A 19138-nucleotide genomic window follows, 5' to 3' on the forward strand; every position below is an offset into this window, starting at 1 on the left:
ATGATCACTCGTCGTATCGTTCTGGCCGGCGCGGCCGCGCTGGCATTCACCGCTTCCGCCTCGGCGCAGGACTGGAAGAGCAAATATCCGGAACTGACTTTTGCGGTGGTGCCGGCCGAAAACGCCTCGGGGGTGACCGAGCGCTGGACGCCGTTCGTAGCCTATCTCTCCAAGGAACTTGGCATCAAGGTCACGCTGCGCATCGCCAATGACTATGCTGCCGTGATCGAAGGCCAGCGCGCCGGCAACATCCATATCGCAAGCTACGGCTCGGCATCGTTTGCCCGCGCCCGCCTGACCGGCGTCAAGACCGACGCCTTCGCCAACGACATCAACGCCGACGGCTCGACCGGCTATTATTCGGTGTTCTTCGTCAAGGCGTCGAGCCCCTACAAGAGCATCGATCAACTGAAGGGCAAGAATCTCGGCCTGGTCGATCCGAACTCGACCTCGGGCAACAACGTGCCGCGCTTTGAACTCGACAAGCTGGGCATCTCCGATGCCGATGGCTATTTCGGCAAGGTCGTCTTCACCGGCAGCCACGAGAACGCCATGCTGGCGCTGTCGCAGGGTACCGTCGAGGTCGCCGCCAACCAGTGGACCAACGACGGCGATTCCACGCTCGCCCAGATGCTCCACAAGGGCATGCTGAAGAACGCCGACGGGTCGGCGATGAAGAAGGACGATTTCCGGATCGTCCACAAGTCCGCCCCGATCATCAACGGACCCTACGCCTATAATTCGGATCTCCCCGCCGATCTGAAGGCGGCGATCGCCAAGGCGTTCACGGAATCGCCGACCAAGGACAAGGCCGCGTTCGACCGCCTGTCCGACGGTCAGAAGAAAGGCTTCAACCCGGCGACCACCAAGGACTGGGATGGTACTATCGAGTTGATCAAGTTCGTCGATGCGTTGCGTAAAAAGAAGGCGTCCTGATCGATCGGTAGAACAAATGAGGCCGGGTCCGCGTGGCCCGGCCTTTTTTTGAATTAGAGCCCCGCGCAGAACGCCTCAATGACATCAGCCGTATCCATCCTTCCAGGCGCGCAACTGGCCATTCTCAACGCGGCCTATCGCGGCGCGGTGGCGCGCAAGCGGTTGCGGCTTGCGCTGGCGGCGGCGGCTTTTCTTGCCGCGCTTGTCGTGGCGGCGGTTGGCGCGGAAGTGAATCTGCGCACCCTGTTCACCTATTTTGGAAACTTCATCAACTATTTCGACCGCATTCTGACGCTGGAAGACGGCACCAGGGTGTGGAGCAACCCGGCCGAATGGTTCTGGGGCTGGCGCAAATGGCTGTGGATGTTGGCCGAGACCATCCTGATCAGCTATGTCGGCACCATGATCGGGGCGGTGCTTGCCTTTGCACTGAACTTCTTCGCCGCCCAAAACACATCGCCGGCGCCGTGGCTTCGTTTCGTCATTCGCCGCCTGCTGGAATTTGCCCGCACCGTTCCCGGCATCGTGTTCGCGCTGATCTTCGTCATCGCCTTCGGTCTCGGCCCGATGGCCGGCGTGCTGGCGATTGCGATCCATTCCACCGGGGCGCTTGGAAAGCTGTTTTCCGAGATCGTGGAGAATGCCGACATGAAGCCGGTCGAAGGCGTACGCTCGACCGGCGCAAGCTGGTTGTCCTGCATGCGGTTTGCCGTGTTGCCGCAGGTGTCGGCCGGCTACGCCAGCTATGCGCTGCTGCGCTTCGAGATCAACGTTCGCGAAGCCTCGGTGATGGGCTTTGTCGGCGCCGGCGGCATCGGGCAGGAACTCGTGGTCGCGATCCGAAAATTCTACTACTCCGACGTCAGCGCGATCCTGATTACGATCATCGTCACCGTCTTCATCATCGACATTGCCACCGGCTGGCTGCGTGGCCGTCTGTTCGGCAAGGATGCGCGGGCATGAGCCAGTTGCCGAAGCCGGACCGGGAGCAATTGCGGGCGAAATATCCCGATGTGTTCGACAGGCCTGCCGCGACGCGGCTCGCCATGCCGGCGATGATCGTCGCTGCCTTCGCCGTCTTCATCTTCGGTTTGGTCGATCTCGACTTCTCGCTGGCGAAACTGTTCGCCGGGCTGAGCCAACTCGGCTGGATCACGCTCATGATGATCCCGCCCGATCCGGGCTCATCATTGCCGGCCTATCTCTCGGCGCTGGGGGAAACCCTGTCGATTGCGCTGCTCGGCACCACCATCGCCGCCATTGTGGCGCTGCCGTTCAGCCTGCTGGCGGCGCGGAACGTCATTCCCTCGGGGTGGCTCCGCTTTCCGGTGCGCCGCGCGTTCGATTCCATCCGCGGCGTCGATACGCTGATCTGGGCGCTGGTGTGGATCAATGTCGTTGGCCTCGGCCCGTTTGCCGGCGTGCTGGCGATTGCGGTGGCGGATTTCGGTGCATTCGGCAAATTGTTTTCTGAGGCGATCGAGGCCGCCGACAAGAAGCAGGTCGAAGGCATCAGGGCTTCCGGCGGCAACGCGCTGCATGAGATACGCTTCGGCCTGATGCCGCAGGTGCTGCCTGTCATCGCGGGGCAGGTGCTCTACTTCATCGAATCGAATACCCGCTCGGCCACCATCATCGGCATCGTCGGCGCCGGTGGCATCGGTCTGCAGTTGGCCGAACAGATCCGCGTGCTGGAGTGGCAGAAAGTTTCGTTCCTGATCCTGATGATTCTGGTCGCGGTGGCCGCGATCGACTGGATCTCGGGCAAACTGCGCTTTGCCATCATCGGACAGCGAGCGATCGCGTGATTCCGTAGGGTGGGCAAAGGCGCGCGAGCGCCATGCCCACCATCGTTCCGCATTGGGGTTAGTAATGGTGGGCACGCTACGCTTTTCCCACCCTACAAACTACAAACCATTCTCCACCAGAAACTCCACACGCTCGGCTGCAAAGCGCGAGCGCTTGGTTACCAGCGGTCTGCCGTCGGTGTCGACGTCGGTAGCGTCGACCACCAGGATCGGGCGTCCTAGCGCGAGGTCGAGCCGCGCGGCGTCGGTTCCGTCCACGATGGCGGCGGTGATCCGCGTCGAGACGCGGCGAAAATCGCGGATACCGTAATGCGCCAGCAGCTTGGTCATCGAGCGCACATTGGCGAACACCTTCCCGGCGTCGGGGAAGCGTACGGCTGAAAGCCACGTGGTGCTCACGCAGATCGGCGCGCGGTCGGCAAGCCGTACGGATTCGATCCGGATCAGGGATGCGCCGGTCTTCAATCCAAGCTCCCGCGCCAGCTCGCGCGTGGCTTCTTCTTCCGTCGAATCGATGAGTTGGCCGCGCGGCTCGCGGCCGCCGGCGCCGACGATCTCGGAAAACCGCGTTCGTGAGTGCAGGGGGTAGGCGAGGCGCCGCGTCTCGACATAGGTGCCGCTGCCGCGCTCGGCGCGCACCAGGCCGCGTTCGGCGAGCGTGGCGAGCGCCCGGCGAACGGTGTGGCGGTTGACCCGATAGGTCTCGGCGATCTCCATTTCGCCCGGCAGTTTCTCGCCGGCAACAAAGCGGCCGTCAGCGATACCGCGCTCGATGCCGTCGGCGACCTGCCGCCACAGCGCAACGCCGGAGGGGGTGTCCTGGATGCTCATGGAATGAAATGGGGCATCGGCAAAAATCACCTCATTGTCACGAATCCGTCATGGCGCTTCGTTATGAAGTTGTCTATTATCATAGACAACTTGAGTCCGGCAAGGTCGATGTGATGACGGGTAACGAAAGTCTGGCAGACGAAAGCGGCGGGCAGGCGCGGCGCAAGGCCGTGATGGCGGTGCTGGCTCATTCGGCAACGGCCGATATAGAAGGGCGTCTCGGGACGATCGCGTTGCCGGCGCACGAAGACCTGCGTGAGCCCGAGAATGGGCTCGTCATGGTGCGCGGCCGCGTTGGCGGCGACGGCGCGCCCTTCAACCTCGGAGAGGCCACGGTGTCGCGCGCCGCGGTGCGGCTGTCGACCGGCGAGGTCGGCTTCGGCTACACGTTGGGCCGCGACCGGGAGAAGGCCAGGCTGATCGCGCTGTGCGATGCCATGGTGCAGTCGGCTGAACTCGCTGGCGCGATCGAAACCCAAGTCGTCGCACCGTTGCGTGCGGCGATGGTCGAAAGGCGAAATCGCAAGGCGGTGGAAGCTGCCGCAACGCGGGTCGATTTCTACACACTGGTGCGGGGCGAGGGCTGACATGACGACCGTTGCCGAATTGCGCGCAGGATTTGCCGACAAGGTGTTGTCGGCGCAATCGGTCTTCCGTTCCGTGATGGATGCGATGGCGCGTCCCGGCAGCGTTCAACGTATCGGGCCCGCGGCTGGTGCGCCCGTCGGGATGATGCGTGGCACCGCCGCGATTGCGCTGACTTTGTTCGATCACGATACGCCGATCTGGCTGGACTCGCGGATGTCGGCAACACCGGACGTCGCCAAATGGCTCAAGTTTCACACCAGCGCGCCGGTCGTTACGGATTCGTCGATCGCCAGTTTTGCGCTGGTGGGCGATCCCGAAAACCTTCCGGTGCTCGATCGCTTCGCGTCTGGCAGCAATGAATATCCGGACCGTTCGACGACGCTGGTTCTGCAGGTCGAAAGCCTGACGGATGGCCCCGTTATCGAGTTGCAGGGCCCCGGCATCGACGGCTCAACAGCGCTTCGCGCTTTAATCCGGCCGTGGGATCTGTTCGAACGGTTGGCCATAAACGCCGCGCTGTTTCCGCGCGGTATCGACGTGGTGCTGGTCCATGACGATTCCATTGTCGCCATACCGCGCACGACGCGGCTCGTGAGGGGAGGCTGAGCATGTACGTTGCCGTCAAGGGTGGCGAGCGCGCTATCGAGAATGCCCATCGTCTGCTCGCGCATGAGCGGCGCGGTGACCGCGACGTTCCCGAACTGACGCTGGCCCAGATCTCCGAGCAGCTTTCGCTCGGCGTCGATCGCGTCATGACCGAAGGCTCGCTATACGATCGCGAACTTGCGGCGCTCGCCATCAAGCAGGCGCGTGGCGACCTGATCGAGGCGATCTTCCTGGTGCGGGCGTTCCGCGCCACGCTGCCGCGCTTTGGCGCGACCGAGCCAGTAGACACCGGCGCGATGCAGGTGCGCCGCCGGGTTTCCTCGACGTTCAAGGATATTCCGGGCGGGCAAATTCTCGGTCCCACTTTCGACTATACACATCGCCTGCTCGACCCTCAGCTCGCCGAGGGGTTCGCGCCCGAGGCTCCCGCGACGGGCGAGACGTCTACAGGCGCAACCCCGCGGGTGACCGATATTCTGGGCCGCGATGGCCTGATCGAGCCGTCGCCGGTTGCGGATGCTGACGCTCCCGTCGGCGACTTGACGCGCGAGCCGCTAAATTTTCCGGCGGATCGTGATCTGCGCCTGCAAAACCTGGCGCGCGCCGATGAGGGCTTTCTGCTGGCGCTCGGATATTCCTCGCAGCGCGGCTACGGCCGCAATCATCCCTTTGCCGGCGAGATTCGTTTCGGCGAGGTGGAGGTCGAGTTCATGGCCGAGGATGCCGGCTTTGCCGTTCCGCTGGGCTCGGTCGCATTGACCGAATGCCAAATGGTCAATCAGTTCAAGGGATCGGCGACGGAAGCGCCGTGTTTTACGCGCGGCTATGGTCTCGCCTTCGGGCAAAGCGAGCGCAAGACCATGTCGATGGCGCTGGTCGATCGCAGCCTGCGCGCCCGCGAGCTCGGCGAGGAAGTGATCGCGCCCGGCCAGGACGAGGAATTCGTGATGTCGCACTCGGACAATGTGCAGGCGACCGGCTTCGTCGAGCATCTCAAGCTGCCGCATTACGTCGATTTCCAGTCCGAGCTCGGCCTGCTGCGCAAATTGCGGAAAGAATTTGCCGAGGCGAACGAGGCCCCGCCGATGCAGGAGGCCGCGGAATGAACGCGCCGGCTTACAATTTCGCCTATCTCGACGAACAGACCAAACGGATGATTCGTCGCGCCATCCTGAAGGCGATTGCGATTCCCGGCTATCAAGTGCCGTTCGCCAGCCGCGAGATGCCGATGCCCTATGGCTGGGGCACCGGCGGCGTGCAGGTGACGGCGGCGATCCTGGGGCCTGATGACGTGCTCAAGGTGATCGACCAGGGTTCGGACGACACCACCAACGCGATCTCGATCCGGAAATTCTTCGGCAAGACGGCAGGCGTCGCAACGACGACAGCTACGGCGGACGCCACCGTGATCCAGACCCGGCACCGAATTCCCGAGGCGCCGCTGCACGCCGGGCAGGTGCTGGTCTATCAGGTGCCGATCCCCGAACCGCTGCGTTTCCTGGAGCCGCGCGAGACCGAAACGCGGCGCATGCATGCGCTCGGCGAATACGGCCTGATGCACGTCAAGCTGTACGAGGATATTGCGCGCTTTGGCCATATCGCGACCTCCTATGCCTATCCGGTGAAGGTGAATGCGCGCTATGTGATGGACCCGTCGCCGACGCCGAAATTCGACAATCCGAAAATGGATAATTGTCCGGCGCTGCAACTGTTCGGCGCCGGCCGCGAAAAGCGCATCTATGCGATCCCGCCACATACCAATGTGGTTTCGCTCGACTTCGAGGATCACCCGTTCACGCGCTACCGGTTCGACGCGCCTTGCGCGTTGTGCGGGGCCGGCGATTCCTATCTCGACGAAATCGTCACCGACGACAAGGGTGGCCGCATGTTCGTCTGTTCCGACACCGACTATTGCGAGTCTCGCCAGTTGGCCGGTCATCGCGGCAGCGAGAGCGCCGCGCCGCACAAGGAGAGGGCGCATGGCTGAGCTGCAAGACCTCACGCCGGACGACCAGCCGCTGCTGGTTGCCGAACACCTCGGCAAGAACTACGGCCGGTTGACCGCCTGCCGCGATGTGTCCTTTGCGCTCTACCCCGGTGAAGTGCTGGCCATCGTAGGCGAATCCGGATCGGGCAAGTCGACGCTCTTGCAACTACTGTCGGCGCAGCTCGCGCCGAGCGCCGGCCGCGTGTCGTATCGGATGCGCGATGGCGTGTTGCGCGATCTGGCCGCGTTAGGTGAGGCCGAGCGTCGCTTCTTGTTCCGCACGGACTGGGGCTATGTGCATCAGGACCCCGCGCAGGGTCTGCGGATGGCGGTCTCGGCCGGCGCCAATGTCGGCGAACGGCTGATGGCGGTGGACTGGAATCACTACGGCCGCATTCGCGATACCGCCTCGTCCTGGCTGGAGCGCGTCGAGATCGACACCGCGCGCATCGACGATGCGCCGCGGACCTATTCGGGCGGGATGCGGCAGCGGTTGCAGATCGCGCGCAACCTGGTTACCGAGCCGCGGCTGGTATTCATGGACGAGCCGACCGGTGGGCTCGACGTATCGGTGCAGGCACGGCTGCTCGATCTGATGCGCAATCTCGTCAGCGAGCTCGGCCTTGCCGCCATCGTCGTCACTCATGACCTCGCCGTGGCGCGGCTGCTGTCGCATCGCGTGATGGTGATGAAGGGCGGTCGCGTCATCGAGACCGGCCTGACCGATCAGGTGCTCGACGACCCCCGCGAGCCCTACACCCAGTTGCTCGTTTCCTCGATTTTGCCGGCATGAGTGCGCCAATGACTGCGATGATCGACATCACCGACGCCGAAAAGACCTTCACCATGCATCTGCAGGGCGGCGTCGAGCTGCCCGTGGTGCGCGGCGTCTCGTTCCACGTCGAGCCGGGGGAATGCGTGGTGCTGTCGGGGCCATCAGGCGCCGGAAAATCCTCGATCCTGAAGATGATCTTTGGCAATTACCGCTGCGATGGTGGGCGGATCGGCATCCGCCATCAAGGCGCGGTGATCGATCTTGCCACGGCCGAGCCGCGGCAGGTGCTCAGCGTGCGCCGCTCGACCATCGGCTATGTCAGTCAATTCCTGCGCGCGGTGCCGCGGGTCGCCACCATCGATGTGGTGGCGGAGCCTCTGATTGCGAATGGAACGGCACGCGCGGAAGCCCGCGACAAGGCGGGCGCGCTGCTGCGCCGCCTCAACATTCCCGAGCGGCTGTGGGCGCTGCCGCCGTCGACGTTCTCCGGCGGCGAACAGCAGCGGGTCAACATTGCGCGCGGTTTTATTTCCGATCTGCCAATTCTGTTGCTGGACGAACCGACCGCCTCGCTCGATGCGGCCAATCGCGCCGTTGTCGTCGAGCTGATCGGGCAGAAGAAGCGACAGGGTGTCGCGATGGTGGCGATCGTCCATGATGACGAAATTCGCCACCTGATCGCCGACCGGATTGTCGACGTGACGTCATTTGCCGCCGCCGCTTGAAGGAAGAGATGTGTGATGACTACGCAAGAAACGGTTCTCTGTAACGCCCGCGTCGTGCTGGCCGATCGCGTGATCGAGCGCGGCTGGGTTGCTTTCGCCGACGGCCGCATCGCCGAGTTCGGCGAGGGGAGTGCGCCGGCAGGCAGCGAGGACGCCGGCGGCGACCTGATCATGCCCGGCCTGATCGAGCTGCACACCGACCATCTCGAAATGCACTATGTGCCGCGCCCGAAAGTATTTTGGGATCCGATCGCGGCGGTGGTTTCCTATGACGGACAGTTGGCCACCTCGGGCATCACCACCGTGCTGGATTCGCTGCGGGTCTGGCGCGAGGATGGCGCCGAGGAAGTTGACGGCAGGGCAGGCGTGCTGGCGGAGGCGATCACATCCGCGCGCGATGCCAACCTGCTTCGTGCCGATCACTTCCTGCACCTGCGCTGCGAAATCCCGATGCCCAGCGTGGTCGAGGAGGCCAAGGAGCTGATCGACCGGCCGGACGTGCGGCTGATGTCGCTGATGGACCACACGCCGGGGCAGCGCCAGTTCCGCGACGAGGTCAAGCTTCGCGACTATTATCGCGGCAAGGGGGGCGGCAAGACCGACGCCGAGCTCGATGCACTGTTCGAGAAGCGCTTCCACTATCAGAAGACGTATGCCGCAAGCAACATGCGCGAAATCGTGGCCCTTGCGCATCAATATGAAATTCCGCTCGCCAGCCACGATGATACGACCGAGGAAAATGTCGCTGACGCGATCCAGGATCGCGTTTCGGTGGCGGAGTTTCCGACCACGATGGAAGCCGCGCGCGGATTGCATCAGGCCGGCATCGGCATCCTGATGGGAGCGCCGAACGTGGTCCGTGGCGGCTCGCATTCCGGCAACATCGCCGCCATCGATCTCGCCCGCGAGGGGCTTCTGGATATCCTGTCGTCCGACTACATTCCCTCAAGCCTGCTGATGGCCGCGCTGCAATTGCCGCGGCATGTTCCGGCGATCGACTTGGCCGCCGCCGTCCGCACGGTCACCAAGACTCCGGCCGAAGCCGTGGGCCTTGCCGACCGTGGCGAGATCGCAGCGGGCAAGCGCGCAGATGTGATCCGGGTGCATGTCGCGCGAGACATTCCGGTAGTGCGCAGCGTCTGGCGGGAAGGGCGGCGGGTCGCATGACGGAGACGCTGACGACTGCAACAGCAGATCAGACCGCTGCAATCGGGCCGGGCCGGTTGGTGCTCGTGGTCGGCCCGAGCGGCGCGGGCAAGGATACGCTGCTCGGCCTTGCCAAGGCAGCCTGTGCCGATGATGGCAACGTGGTATTTCCACGCCGCGTGATTACGCGTGAAGCGTCGGCATCGGAGGAAAACGAAGAGGTCAGCATCGGCACGTTTCAGGAGGCGTCGGCGCGTGGTGACTATGCCATGCATTGGGAAGCCCACGGCCACTGCTACGCGCTGTGGCGCGCGATCGACGACGAAATTCGCGCCGGGCGGACCATCGTCGCCAACGTATCGCGAACCGTCATTGGCGCAATGCGCCGCGCCTATGCCGACGTGGTGGTGGTTTCAATCACGGCGCCGCCAAACGTTCTGGCTGAACGGATTGCGATGCGCGCACGAAGCAGCGACGGCATGGTCGAAAGCCGCCTGCGCCGCACGGTCGAGGACGCCTCGGCTGCGCCCGACGTGACTATCGTGAACATCAGCAGTGCCGAATACCATGCCCGCCAACTAGCCCGCGTCATCAAGGGAGAGAAGTGGCACGAATGACAGGAGACCCGAAATGACCGTTGTCGCGACCATCGAGCAGCTCGAGGCCATCTACGGCTTTCCCAACGATGCCTCGACCGTCAAGGTCGCGGACCGGGTCACGCCGGCCTATCGGGCGCTGATGGACAAGTCGCCATTCGCGGCGCTGGCGACCTGCGGGCCGGAGGGGCTGGACTGCTCGCCGCGCGGCGACCTGCCTGGCTTCGTTCGCATCCACGACGAGAAGACGCTGATGATGCCGGATCGCCGCGGCAACAACCGCTGCGACTCGCTGCGCAACATCGTGCGTGATCCCCGGGTGGCGCTGTTGTTTCTCATCCCGGGCTCCGGCAGCACGCTGCGCATCAATGGCCGCGCGCATGTCTCGGCCGATCCGGAACTGCTCGCGTCGTTCAAGATGGAGGGCAAGGCGCCGCGTACCGTCATCGTCATGACGGTGGAGGAGGTCTACTTCCAGTGCGCGCGCGCCATCGTGCGCTCCGATCTCTGGAATCCCGACAAGCGCGTCGATCCCAGGAGCCTGCCGACGCCCGGTCAGATCCTTGCCGAGATGAGCGACAACAATGTCGGCGGCGAGAACTACGATCGGGAATGGCCGGATCGTGCGCGGCAGACGATGTGGTGATGCGCTGATATCGCATCGCGATCCGGCAGCGGGCATGCGGCAAGCAATCCAGAGCGATCGACGCGAGCACCTTAAAGCCGATGGTGTCAGGCGTCGCGGATCACCTTTTCCGCGCATTTGAGAAAATTCCGGACCAGCGGATTGAGAGAATCCCTCCGCCAGCAAACGGCGACGTCGATGGCGTCCTCGGCGTCGAGGAAGGGCCTGAAGACGACGCCGGTCGGGCATCCGAGCTGGGCGCAGGCGGGAAGGATCGCCATGCCCTCTCCGGCGAGGACGAGGCTGAGCGCCGAGTGCGCCGTCTCGACCCGGTTCGCGACCGGCATGCTGACCTGATGCCGCCGCAGCAGCGACGCCACGACGGAGGTCGCCGGATCCTCGGCAGGCCCGGGTAAGCTTATCAGCGGGCGGCCCTGCAGCTTTTTCACCGGTACGGCCGCCCCGCGCGCCAGCTGTGAGGCGGCCGGCATGGCCAGCATCATTCGCTGCTTTCCGATCGTGGAGACCTCAATCTCGCTATGACGAATGGCGGGCATGCAGAGCGCGACAGTCACGCTGTGATCCAGCAGCCGCGCCTCACGCGTCGATGCGCTCAGTTCGATGAACTCCAGATCGACCTTGGGAAGGGACCTTCGAAGTTCAGGAACGAGCTTGGGCAATACGGCGTGGGCCAGCGCGAACATGTAACCGACAGACAATCTTCCCCGGCGCCCGGCCGCCACCGCGCGGGCGGCCTCAAAACCTTCAGCCGTCAGGGCCAGCGCTTCACGCGCGCGCGACAGCAAGGCGCGACCGGCCGCCGTCAACTCCATTCCCCGCGTGCCGCGGCGAAACAGCGGGGTTCCTACTTCCGATTCCAGCTTGCGGATCTGGACCGACAGTGGCGGCTGCGCCATACGCAGGCGGACGGCCGCCCGGCCAACGCTGCGCTCTTCTGCGACGGCAACGAAATAGCGGAGACGCCGGAGGTCCATTTTTGCTATACCGAACTCGTATGGGTGAGTTGTGCGATGGTATTGGACCTGAAGTCAATCTGAATGTCATCCTTGCGTCATGCGACCCCAGGGACTTTAGCGCGATGAGCGATGAACTCTGCTTCCTGCCTGCGACCGAACTCCGCGCGCGGATCGTCCGCAAGGATGTTTCCCCGGTCGAAATTACGCGTTCTGTTCTTGCGCGCGCCGAGCGAATGCAGCCCGAGTTGAACTGCTTCATCACGTTGTGCGGCGATGAGGCCATGGCCGAGGCGAGGAAGGCGGAGCGTGAGGTCATGGCCGGAGGCGCGCTGGGCCTTCTTCACGGCATTCCGTTCACGGTGAAGGATATCGTCAACACCAAGGGAGTGCGAACGACCTTCGGCGCGATCCCCTACAAGGATAACGTGCCTGACCATGACGCGGTCGCCGTGGCGCGAATGCGGGCAGAGGGTGCCATCCTCGTAGGCAAGACCACGACGCCGGAGTTCGGCACCAAGTGCCTGACGGATTCGCCGCTGTTCGGCCGCACGTGCAATGCCTGGAGTGGCGCGCGCTCGAGCGGCGGGTCGAGCGGGGGAGCGGCGGTTGCGGTTGCCAGTGGCATCGCGCCGCTTGCCATCGCGACGGATGGCGGCGGCTCGACGCGGATTCCGGCAGCCTGCAATGGCGTTGTCGGGCTGAAGCAAAGCAACGGCGTTATTCCCCACAGTCAGGTGCAGGACGCGTTCGGTAACCAGACCTATGTGACCCCGACGACGCGTACCGTCGCAGACACCGCCTTGATGATGCAGGCGATGTCGGGAGAAGACGCTTCTGATCCGTGGTCGATCGGATTTCCGCAGTGGGATTTTGTCGAGGGATCGGCGCCAAACGGCGATCTGCGCGGGCGCAAGGTTGCATTCTGCCTCGCGCCGCTCGGGCGGCCGGTCGCGGCCGATGTGGTCGCTGCATTCAAGGTCGCGCTTGCCAGGCTTGAGGCGCTCGGGGCCGAGGTCGAGGAAATGTCCGGCGACGGATTTGAAGTGGAGCCGATCTGGCGCGCCATCAATCACACCGCCTGGCGCGCGCGGTTCGAGAAGCTGGCGGCCGATCATGGCGACGTGCTGAGCGAAACCTTCATGAAGCAACTGGCGCTGGCGACGAAGATCAGCGGTGTTGACTATCAGCAGGCGATGTTTGACCGTACGGCGCTGTTCCGGCGGATTCAGATGTTGCTGCAGAGGGTCGATATTCTCGCGATGCCAACCATCACCCGCACCGCGCTTCCGATCGATCAGGACCTGTTCGGTACGATAGAAATCGACGGCCGGGTATTCAGCGACGTGCGGCCGAGCTGGTTTCCCTGGACAATGCCGTTCAACATGACCGGCCATCCCGCGGTCAGTCTGCCCTGCGGCTTTGATGCGGACGGCCTGCCGATCGGCATTCAACTCGTCGGCAAATTCCGCGGAGACATCGAATTGCTGCGCGTCAGCGCGCTATTTGAGGCCTCGCAAGATCTTCTCGGCCGGTGGCCGAGCTTGGCCGGCTAAGCGAAAATGCGGCTGTCACCACACATGGTCGGTAACAGATCTGGCCGCTAACAAGGGAATCGGGACTTGAGCGTCTTCATTTTCCGCCGCTTTCTGACGCTGATCGCGACGCTGTTCGGCGCGTCGCTGATCATCTTCCTTGTCTTGGATGCCTTGCCCGGCAACGCCGCACAGATGCTGATGGGCGCGGATGCTTCGCCTGATGCGGTCCGGGCGCTGATGGTCAAGCTCGGGCTGGATCAACCGCTGCACTATCGGTACGTCCACTGGATCAAGGGGCTGCTGACGGGCGATCTCGGCAACAGCTATGCCTATGGCACGCCTGTTGCAGGATTGATTGCGGAGCGTCTCATGCTGACAATTCCATTGGCGATCATGTCCATGTCGATGACGGTGGTGCTGGCCCTTTCTGCCGGCATCTATACGGCGGCAAATCACAACAAGCTCGGCGATGTGGGTGTGATGTCGCTGACGCAGTTCGGCATAGCGCTTCCCAATTTCTGGTTCGCCATCCTGCTGATCCTGCTGTTCTCGGTGAAGCTGCAATGGCTTTCGGCCGGCGGATTTGCGGGCTGGGACGAAAGCATCATCGCCGGGATCAAGTCGCTGCTGCTGCCTGCGATCTCGCTATCGGTGGTGCAGGCGGCGATCCTCGCACGGGTCACGCGCTCGGCGGTGCTTGAGGTGCTGCGTGAGGATTTCGTGCGCACCGCGCGCGCCAAGGGTTTGAGCAAGCGCGACGTATTGTGGCGGCACGTGCTGCGCAATGCGATGATCCCGGTCATGACGGTGATGGGGTTGCAATTCGCCAATCTGCTGGCGGGTACGATCGTGATCGAGAACGTGTTCTATCTGCCGGGTCTCGGCCGGCTGATCTTCCAGTCGATCGCCAATCGCGACCTGATCGTGGTGCGCAACTGCGTGATGCTGCTGGCTGCCGTGGTCGTCATCGTCAACTTCGTGGTCGATGTGCTCTATGCCTTCATCGATCCGCGCATCAAGGTACACAACCTATGAGCACCCCGCTGAGCGCCTCGGCCGAGGTTGGGGCCGCCACCGCGCCTCCGCGGCCCGCAAGTGGGTTCTGGCGCCGCGCGCTGCGCCATCGCAGCTTTGTCGCGGGCGGCACGCTCAGCCTGATGGTACTCTGCGCCGCCTTGCTGTCGCTGGTCTGGACGCCGTGGTCAGCCTATGAAATCGACGTGGCCTCCAAGCTGCAGCCGCCGTCGGCGGCGCACTGGCTCGGCACCGACGTGCTCGGCCGCGATATCGTCTCGTTGCTGCTGGTAGGCGCCCGCTCCACCATCATGGTCGGCGTCATCGCCGTCGGGATCGGCCTCACCTTCGGGGTGTGTCTCGGGCTGATCGCCGCCGCGCGCAAGGGCTGGACCGAAGAGCTCCTCATGCGGATGAGCGACTTCACCTTTGCATTTCCCGCGGTGCTCTCGGCCATCATGCTGGCTGCCGTCGCCGGCCCGGGCATGGTGACCTCGATCATCGCCATCGGCATCTTCCAGATTCCAACCCTCGTCCGGCTCACCCGAGGATCGGCCAATGCGATCTGGGCGCGGGAGTTCGTGCTGGCCGCGCGCGCGTCCGGCAAGGGTGGCTTCCGCATCACGATCGAGCACGTGCTGCCGAACGTGCTGCCGATCCTGATAGTGCAGGGGACGATCCAGTTTGCACTCGCGATCCTGGCCGAAGCGGCGCTGTCCTATCTCGGGCTTGGCACGCAGCCGCCGCAGCCGTCCTGGGGCCGCATGCTGAACGACGCGCAGACGCTGCTGTTCCAGTCACCGATGCTCGCGGTCTATCCGGGCGCTGCGATCGCCGTCGCCGTGCTTGGCCTCAATCTCTTCGGAGACGGGTTGCGCGACCTGCTCGATCCCCGGCTGGCGCGGGAGCGTTGAACATGAGCGTATCAGCTAACGCGCCTTTGATTGAAGTCAGGGATCTCGGCGTCCGTCTCAACACTAGCCGCGGGCCCGCGCAGGCCGTTCGCGGCGTCAGTTTCACGCTGAAGCGCGGCGAGACCCTGGGTCTGGTCGGCGAAACCGGCTGCGGCAAATCCGTCACCGCTCTCGCGCTGATGGGCCTGCTGCCCGAGAGCGCCGTCATCAGCGGCAGCATCCGCCTCGACGGCAGCGAGCTGGTGGGCCTGTCGGATGCGAACTACTGCAAGCTGCGCGGCAATCGCATCAGCATGATCTTCCAGGAGCCGATGACCGCGCTCAATCCGATGCACACGATCGGGCGCCAGGTGGCCGAGCCATTGCGGCGCCACACCAATTGCTCGGCGGCAGAGGCACGCAAGGAAGCCATCGCCTTGCTCGATCGTGTCGGGCTTCCCGATGCGGCGAAACGCGTCGATGCCTATCCGCACCAGTTCTCCGGCGGCCAGCGCCAACGCGTTACCATTGCCATGGCGCTGGCCTGCCAGCCCGACGTGCTGATCGCCGATGAGCCGACCACGGCGCTCGACGTCACCATCCAGGGACAGATCCTCGATCTGATCGCAGATATCGTTGCCGAGCGCGGCATGTCGATGGTTCTGATCTCGCACGATCTCGGCGTCATCGCCGAGAACGTGCAGCGCATGATGGTGATGTATGGCGGCACCGTCGTCGAAAGCGGCGCGACGGATGCCGTGTTCACGCGCATGGGACATCCCTATACGCAGGGCCTGTTTCGCGCTCGCCCGCGCCTTGGTGCGCGGAAGGGCACAAGGCTGAAGACCATCGCCGGCACCGTGCCCGAACTGGCCGATCTGCCCTCGGGGTGCACCTTCGCCGGCCGCTGCGCGATCGTCGAAGATCGTTGCCGCGTGGCGCTGCCCGCCGCTGTGGACGTCGGCGCCGGCCATGGTGTGCGCTGTCTCCGGACGGATGTTTCGATGGCTGAGGCGGTAGGAGCATTGGGCGCATGACCATGCTGGAGCAGACGCCGTCACCCGCCGAACTGCCGCTACTCGATGTGAAGGATCTGGCGCAGCGCTACACGCTGCCGCGCGAAAGCATGTTCAAGCCGGCCGGGCAGGTGCATGCGCTCAACGGCGTCACCGCGCAGGTGATGGCAGGCCGAAGCCTCGGCGTGGTCGGCGAGTCCGGATCGGGCAAGTCGACCTTTGCGAGGCTGGTGATGGCGCTGGAACAGCCGTCATCGGGGTCGGTGTCGCTGATGGGCCGTGACCTGCACCGGATGCCGGCTAACGAGCTGCGCCGCGCCCGGCGTGATTTCCAGATGGTGTTTCAGGATCCCTATGGCTCGCTGGACCCGCGACAGACCATTGCGCGTATCGTTGCGGAACCTTTGACCGCGCTCGGACGCATGGATCGCGCCACGCTGCGTCAGCGCGTTGCCGGCGTGCTGCGGCAGGTCGGACTGCGCGACGCCGACATGGACAAGTTCCCGCATGAATTCTCCGGCGGCCAGCGCCAGCGCATCGCGATCGCGCGTGCGCTGATCACCCAGCCAAAACTGATTGTCGCCGACGAGCCGGTCAGCGCACTCGACGTCTCCGTGCAGGCGCAGGTACTCAATCTTCTGCAGGACCTGCAGGATCAGTTTGGGTTGAGCTACGTCCTGATCAGCCACGATCTCGCGGTGGTGGATTATCTCTGCGACGAGATCGCGGTGATGTATCTCGGCCGGATCGTCGAGCAGGGGAGCCCTGAGGATCTGTTCGCGCATTGCGCCCACCCCTACACGCGGGCGTTGCTCGAGGCCGTGCCGCGCGCCCGCGCCGGCGGGGTGCGCCGCCGCCGCGGCGCCCAGTCGATCGCTTCGCAGTCGACCGGTGCGACAGGATGCGCCTACGCATCGCGCTGTCCACTGGCCGATCAGCATTGCCGCGACACTGCGCCGGCGCTACGCAACGTCGGCACGGCGCACCTTGCCGCATGCCACCACGCCGAAGCCGTGATGGCGCTGCCATCGGTCGCGGCGGAGGGGAGTTAGTCTTTTGTGCGGGACTGGCTTAGTCTGGTCACGCGATATGTCAGGGGAGCAAGCGAATGTTTAGGAAACTGGCTGTTTTTGCACTTATCGCCGCGTTCGCCGCGATGCCGCTGCCGAGTCTCGCGCAGGGCAAGAAGGACAGCGTCGTCATGGGCATGACGCTGGAGCCGCCGGGGCTCGACCCCACCAACGCAGCCGCTGCGGCGATTGCCGAGGTCACGCTCTATAACCTCTATGAGACGTTGACCAAGATCAACGAGGACGGTTCGGTATCGCCCTTGCTCGCTGAGAGCTGGCAGGCGTCGGCCGACCTGAAGACCTATACGTTCAAGCTCCGCAAGGGCGTCAAATTCCATAATGGCGAGCCGTTCGATTCCGCAGCGGTAAAGTTCTCCTATGATCGCAACGCGGCGCCGACCAGCACCAACAAGGACAAGAGCCTGTACCAGGCGTTTGAATCGGTCACCGCGCCCGATGCGGATACGATCGTCGTTGTTGTGAAATATTCCGAACCGAACCTGCCGTTCCTGCTGGGTCAGGCGGGCGGCTCGATCGTCGAGCCGAAGAGCGCGCCGACCAATGCGACGCAGCCGGTCGGCACCGGACCCTATACGCTCGGCGCCTGGGCCAAGGGATCGTCGATCACCCTGACCAAATGGCCGAACTATCGCAACGCCGCCGCGATCAAGCTTTCCAAGGTGACCATCCGCTTCATCGGCGATCCCTCAGCGCAGGTCGCGGCGCTGCTGTCGGGCGACGTCGACGCGTTTCCGCGCGCCGCAGTGGCGCGGAGCGTGGCGCAGTTCAAGGCTGATCCGCGCTTCAATGTGCTGATCGGTGGCTCCAGGGCCAAGACCATCGTCGGCATCAACGAACGGAAGAAGCCGCTCGACGATGTGCGGGTTCGCCGCGCCATTCTAGCCGCCATCGATCGCAAGGCGATGATCGACGGCGCCGTCGATGGCTTTGGCGCGCCGATCGGCAGCTTCTATACGCCGGGATCGCTGGGTTATGTCGACACGACAGGCATCAATCCCTACGACCCCGAAAAGGCCAAGAAGCTGCTCGCGGAAGCCGGCGTGAAGACGCCGCTGGAGCTCAGCCTCAAGCTGCCGCCGCCGCCATACGCGCGGCAGGGCGGCGAAGTCCTCGCGGCCCAACTCGCCAAGGTCGGCATCATCGCCAAGATCGAGAACGTCGAATGGGCGCAGTGGCTATCGCAGGTGTTTGCCGGTAACGGTCCGCACAATTTCGATCTCACCATCGTCTCGCATGTCGAGCCGTTCGATCTCGTGAAGATAACCGAGCCCGACTACTATCTCGGCTATAACAACGAAGCCTTCAACGCGCTCTACAATCAGATCAGGGCAACGCCGGCTGAGGCCGAGCGCGCCAAGCTGCTCGGCGACGCACAGCGCATGCTGGCGACCGACGCGGTAGCGGGCTTCCTGTTCCAGCCACAATGGATCACGATTGCGAACAAGAAGCTGAAGGGCGTGTGGAAGGAAGTCCCGCAATTCGAGAATGACATCTCCGCCTGGTCTTGGGATTAACCGCCTGGGATTAGCCGCGGCGGGCACGACGGGCCTGTCGCTGCTTTGGCTCGCATCGCACGGCTGATGCCGTGCGGCTGAACCGTGGCACCGCATGAGTTCAGCTGGCCGGTGTCGTCGTGTCGCGGACAAGGGCGCCGGCGCCGGATCACATTTGCGCAGCCGCGCCGTCGCTCCGTCGTCGCTGATCATCCCGAAGGAGCATGCGGGCAGGTGCTGGATCGTAACCGGCTCCCGCGCTTGTCGATGGGCACGTTGCAATTGTCGATCCGTTGCTCGTCCATCCACTTCCTGCCCATGCGTTCTTTTCCGGTCAGTGATGGGCCGTTGGCGGGCACGGCGGTTTCGGCGTTTGGTGCGGTTTGGTCAGGCTTCCTGTCCTGCGCAAAGGCCCCCGATGCAAAGCATATCGCGAAAAGAAAACTGACCAACCCTCGGTGAATCGGTTCCATCGGCTGTCCTCACCAAAAATCTC

Annotated in this window: 20 protein-coding genes; 18 read left to right on the forward strand and 2 right to left on the reverse strand. The window is 64.0% G+C overall.

The window, feature by feature from the left end:
- The 3 genes from phnD to phnE (KIP88_RS05230) all read left to right on the forward strand — a co-directional run bounded on the left by phnD (window position 1) and on the right by phnE (KIP88_RS05230) (window position 2744).
- Entirely contained in the window at window positions 1-936 is a 936-nt protein-coding gene (gene phnD / locus KIP88_RS05220; RefSeq protein ID WP_214486793.1) for a phosphonate ABC transporter substrate-binding protein, read from the forward strand.
- Between the two features lie 78 nt (window positions 937-1014).
- Window positions 1015-1899, forward strand: coding sequence for a phosphonate ABC transporter, permease protein PhnE (phnE, locus tag KIP88_RS05225; RefSeq protein ID WP_214486794.1), 885 nt, complete (start codon window positions 1015-1017; stop codon window positions 1897-1899).
- The gene (phnE, locus tag KIP88_RS05230) at window positions 1896-2744 is read left to right on the forward strand and encodes a phosphonate ABC transporter, permease protein PhnE (protein WP_214486795.1); all 849 of its coding nucleotides are present in this window, start codon (window positions 1896-1898) and stop codon (window positions 2742-2744) included. Before phnE (KIP88_RS05225) ends, phnE (KIP88_RS05230) begins: the two co-directional genes overlap by 4 nt.
- A 99-nt stretch (window positions 2745-2843) precedes the next feature.
- Here the strand turns inward: phnE (KIP88_RS05230) and phnF are convergent, their stop codons facing one another.
- A complete protein-coding gene (phnF, locus tag KIP88_RS05235; protein WP_214486796.1) occupies window positions 2844-3575 on the reverse strand; it encodes a phosphonate metabolism transcriptional regulator PhnF in 732 nt (243 codons plus the stop codon).
- A 173-nt stretch (window positions 3576-3748) separates the two neighbouring features.
- Between phnF and phnG the strand changes: the two genes are divergently transcribed.
- From phnG to KIP88_RS05280, 9 genes are read left to right on the forward strand one after another with little or no spacing between them, the layout of a single operon-like run.
- Window positions 3749-4162, forward strand: coding sequence for a phosphonate C-P lyase system protein PhnG (gene phnG, locus KIP88_RS05240; protein ID WP_308163296.1), 414 nt, complete (start codon window positions 3749-3751; stop codon window positions 4160-4162).
- Window position 4163: 1 nt separating this feature from the next.
- A complete protein-coding gene (gene phnH, locus KIP88_RS05245) occupies window positions 4164-4769 on the forward strand; it encodes a phosphonate C-P lyase system protein PhnH (protein WP_214486798.1) in 606 nt (201 codons plus the stop codon).
- Between the two features lie 2 nt (window positions 4770-4771).
- On the forward strand, window positions 4772-5875 hold the full coding sequence (locus KIP88_RS05250; protein WP_214486799.1) for a carbon-phosphorus lyase complex subunit PhnI: 1104 nt from the start codon (window positions 4772-4774) through the stop codon (window positions 5873-5875).
- Window positions 5872-6756, forward strand: a complete 885-nt coding sequence (locus KIP88_RS05255) for an alpha-D-ribose 1-methylphosphonate 5-phosphate C-P-lyase PhnJ (RefSeq protein WP_214486800.1) — start codon at window positions 5872-5874, stop codon at window positions 6754-6756. Before KIP88_RS05250 ends, KIP88_RS05255 begins: the two co-directional genes overlap by 4 nt.
- The gene (phnK, locus tag KIP88_RS05260) at window positions 6749-7549 is read left to right on the forward strand and encodes a phosphonate C-P lyase system protein PhnK (protein ID WP_214486801.1); all 801 of its coding nucleotides are present in this window, start codon (window positions 6749-6751) and stop codon (window positions 7547-7549) included. The genes KIP88_RS05255 and phnK overlap by 8 nt, the downstream gene beginning before the upstream one ends.
- Window positions 7550-7557: 8 nt before the next feature.
- The gene (gene phnL, locus KIP88_RS05265; protein WP_214486802.1) at window positions 7558-8256 is read left to right on the forward strand and encodes a phosphonate C-P lyase system protein PhnL; all 699 of its coding nucleotides are present in this window, start codon (window positions 7558-7560) and stop codon (window positions 8254-8256) included.
- A 15-nt stretch (window positions 8257-8271) separates the two neighbouring features.
- The gene (locus KIP88_RS05270) at window positions 8272-9423 is read left to right on the forward strand and encodes an alpha-D-ribose 1-methylphosphonate 5-triphosphate diphosphatase (protein ID WP_214486803.1); all 1152 of its coding nucleotides are present in this window, start codon (window positions 8272-8274) and stop codon (window positions 9421-9423) included.
- On the forward strand, window positions 9420-10019 hold the full coding sequence (gene phnN / locus KIP88_RS05275; protein WP_214486804.1) for a phosphonate metabolism protein/1,5-bisphosphokinase (PRPP-forming) PhnN: 600 nt from the start codon (window positions 9420-9422) through the stop codon (window positions 10017-10019). Before KIP88_RS05270 ends, phnN begins: the two co-directional genes overlap by 4 nt.
- 13 nt (window positions 10020-10032) lie before the next feature.
- Window positions 10033-10644, forward strand: coding sequence for a pyridoxamine 5'-phosphate oxidase family protein (locus KIP88_RS05280; protein ID WP_214486805.1), 612 nt, complete (start codon window positions 10033-10035; stop codon window positions 10642-10644).
- A gap of 86 nt (window positions 10645-10730) precedes the next feature.
- Here the strand turns inward: KIP88_RS05280 and KIP88_RS05285 are convergent, their stop codons facing one another.
- Window positions 10731-11618, reverse strand: a complete 888-nt coding sequence (locus KIP88_RS05285) for a LysR family transcriptional regulator (protein ID WP_214486806.1) — start codon at window positions 11616-11618, stop codon at window positions 10731-10733.
- Window positions 11619-11722: 104 nt separating this feature from the next.
- Between KIP88_RS05285 and KIP88_RS05290 the strand changes: the two genes are divergently transcribed.
- From KIP88_RS05290 to KIP88_RS05315, 6 genes are all read left to right on the forward strand, one after another.
- Window positions 11723-13153, forward strand: coding sequence for an amidase (locus KIP88_RS05290; RefSeq protein WP_214486807.1), 1431 nt, complete (start codon window positions 11723-11725; stop codon window positions 13151-13153).
- Window positions 13154-13219: 66 nt separating this feature from the next.
- Complete coding sequence (locus KIP88_RS05295) at window positions 13220-14170, forward strand: ABC transporter permease (protein ID WP_214486808.1); 951 nt, start codon at window positions 13220-13222, stop codon at window positions 14168-14170.
- Window positions 14167-15063, forward strand: coding sequence for an ABC transporter permease (locus KIP88_RS05300; RefSeq protein ID WP_214486809.1), 897 nt, complete (start codon window positions 14167-14169; stop codon window positions 15061-15063). The genes KIP88_RS05295 and KIP88_RS05300 overlap by 4 nt, the downstream gene beginning before the upstream one ends.
- A gap of 2 nt (window positions 15064-15065) precedes the next feature.
- On the forward strand, window positions 15066-16079 hold the full coding sequence (locus KIP88_RS05305; RefSeq protein ID WP_214486810.1) for an ABC transporter ATP-binding protein: 1014 nt from the start codon (window positions 15066-15068) through the stop codon (window positions 16077-16079).
- Window positions 16080-16081: 2 nt separating this feature from the next.
- The gene (locus tag KIP88_RS05310) at window positions 16082-17110 is read left to right on the forward strand and encodes an ABC transporter ATP-binding protein (protein ID WP_374226431.1); all 1029 of its coding nucleotides are present in this window, start codon (window positions 16082-16084) and stop codon (window positions 17108-17110) included.
- A 56-nt stretch (window positions 17111-17166) separates the two neighbouring features.
- Window positions 17167-18663 carry an ABC transporter substrate-binding protein gene (locus KIP88_RS05315; protein WP_214486812.1) on the forward strand — a complete coding sequence of 499 codons (1497 nt, stop codon included), beginning with the start codon at window positions 17167-17169 and terminating at the stop codon, window positions 18661-18663.
- The last annotated feature ends 475 nt before the right edge of the window (window positions 18664-19138 follow it).

This window comes from Bradyrhizobium sp. SRL28, from assembly GCF_018596315.1.
GTDB lineage: Bacteria > Pseudomonadota > Alphaproteobacteria > Rhizobiales > Xanthobacteraceae > Bradyrhizobium.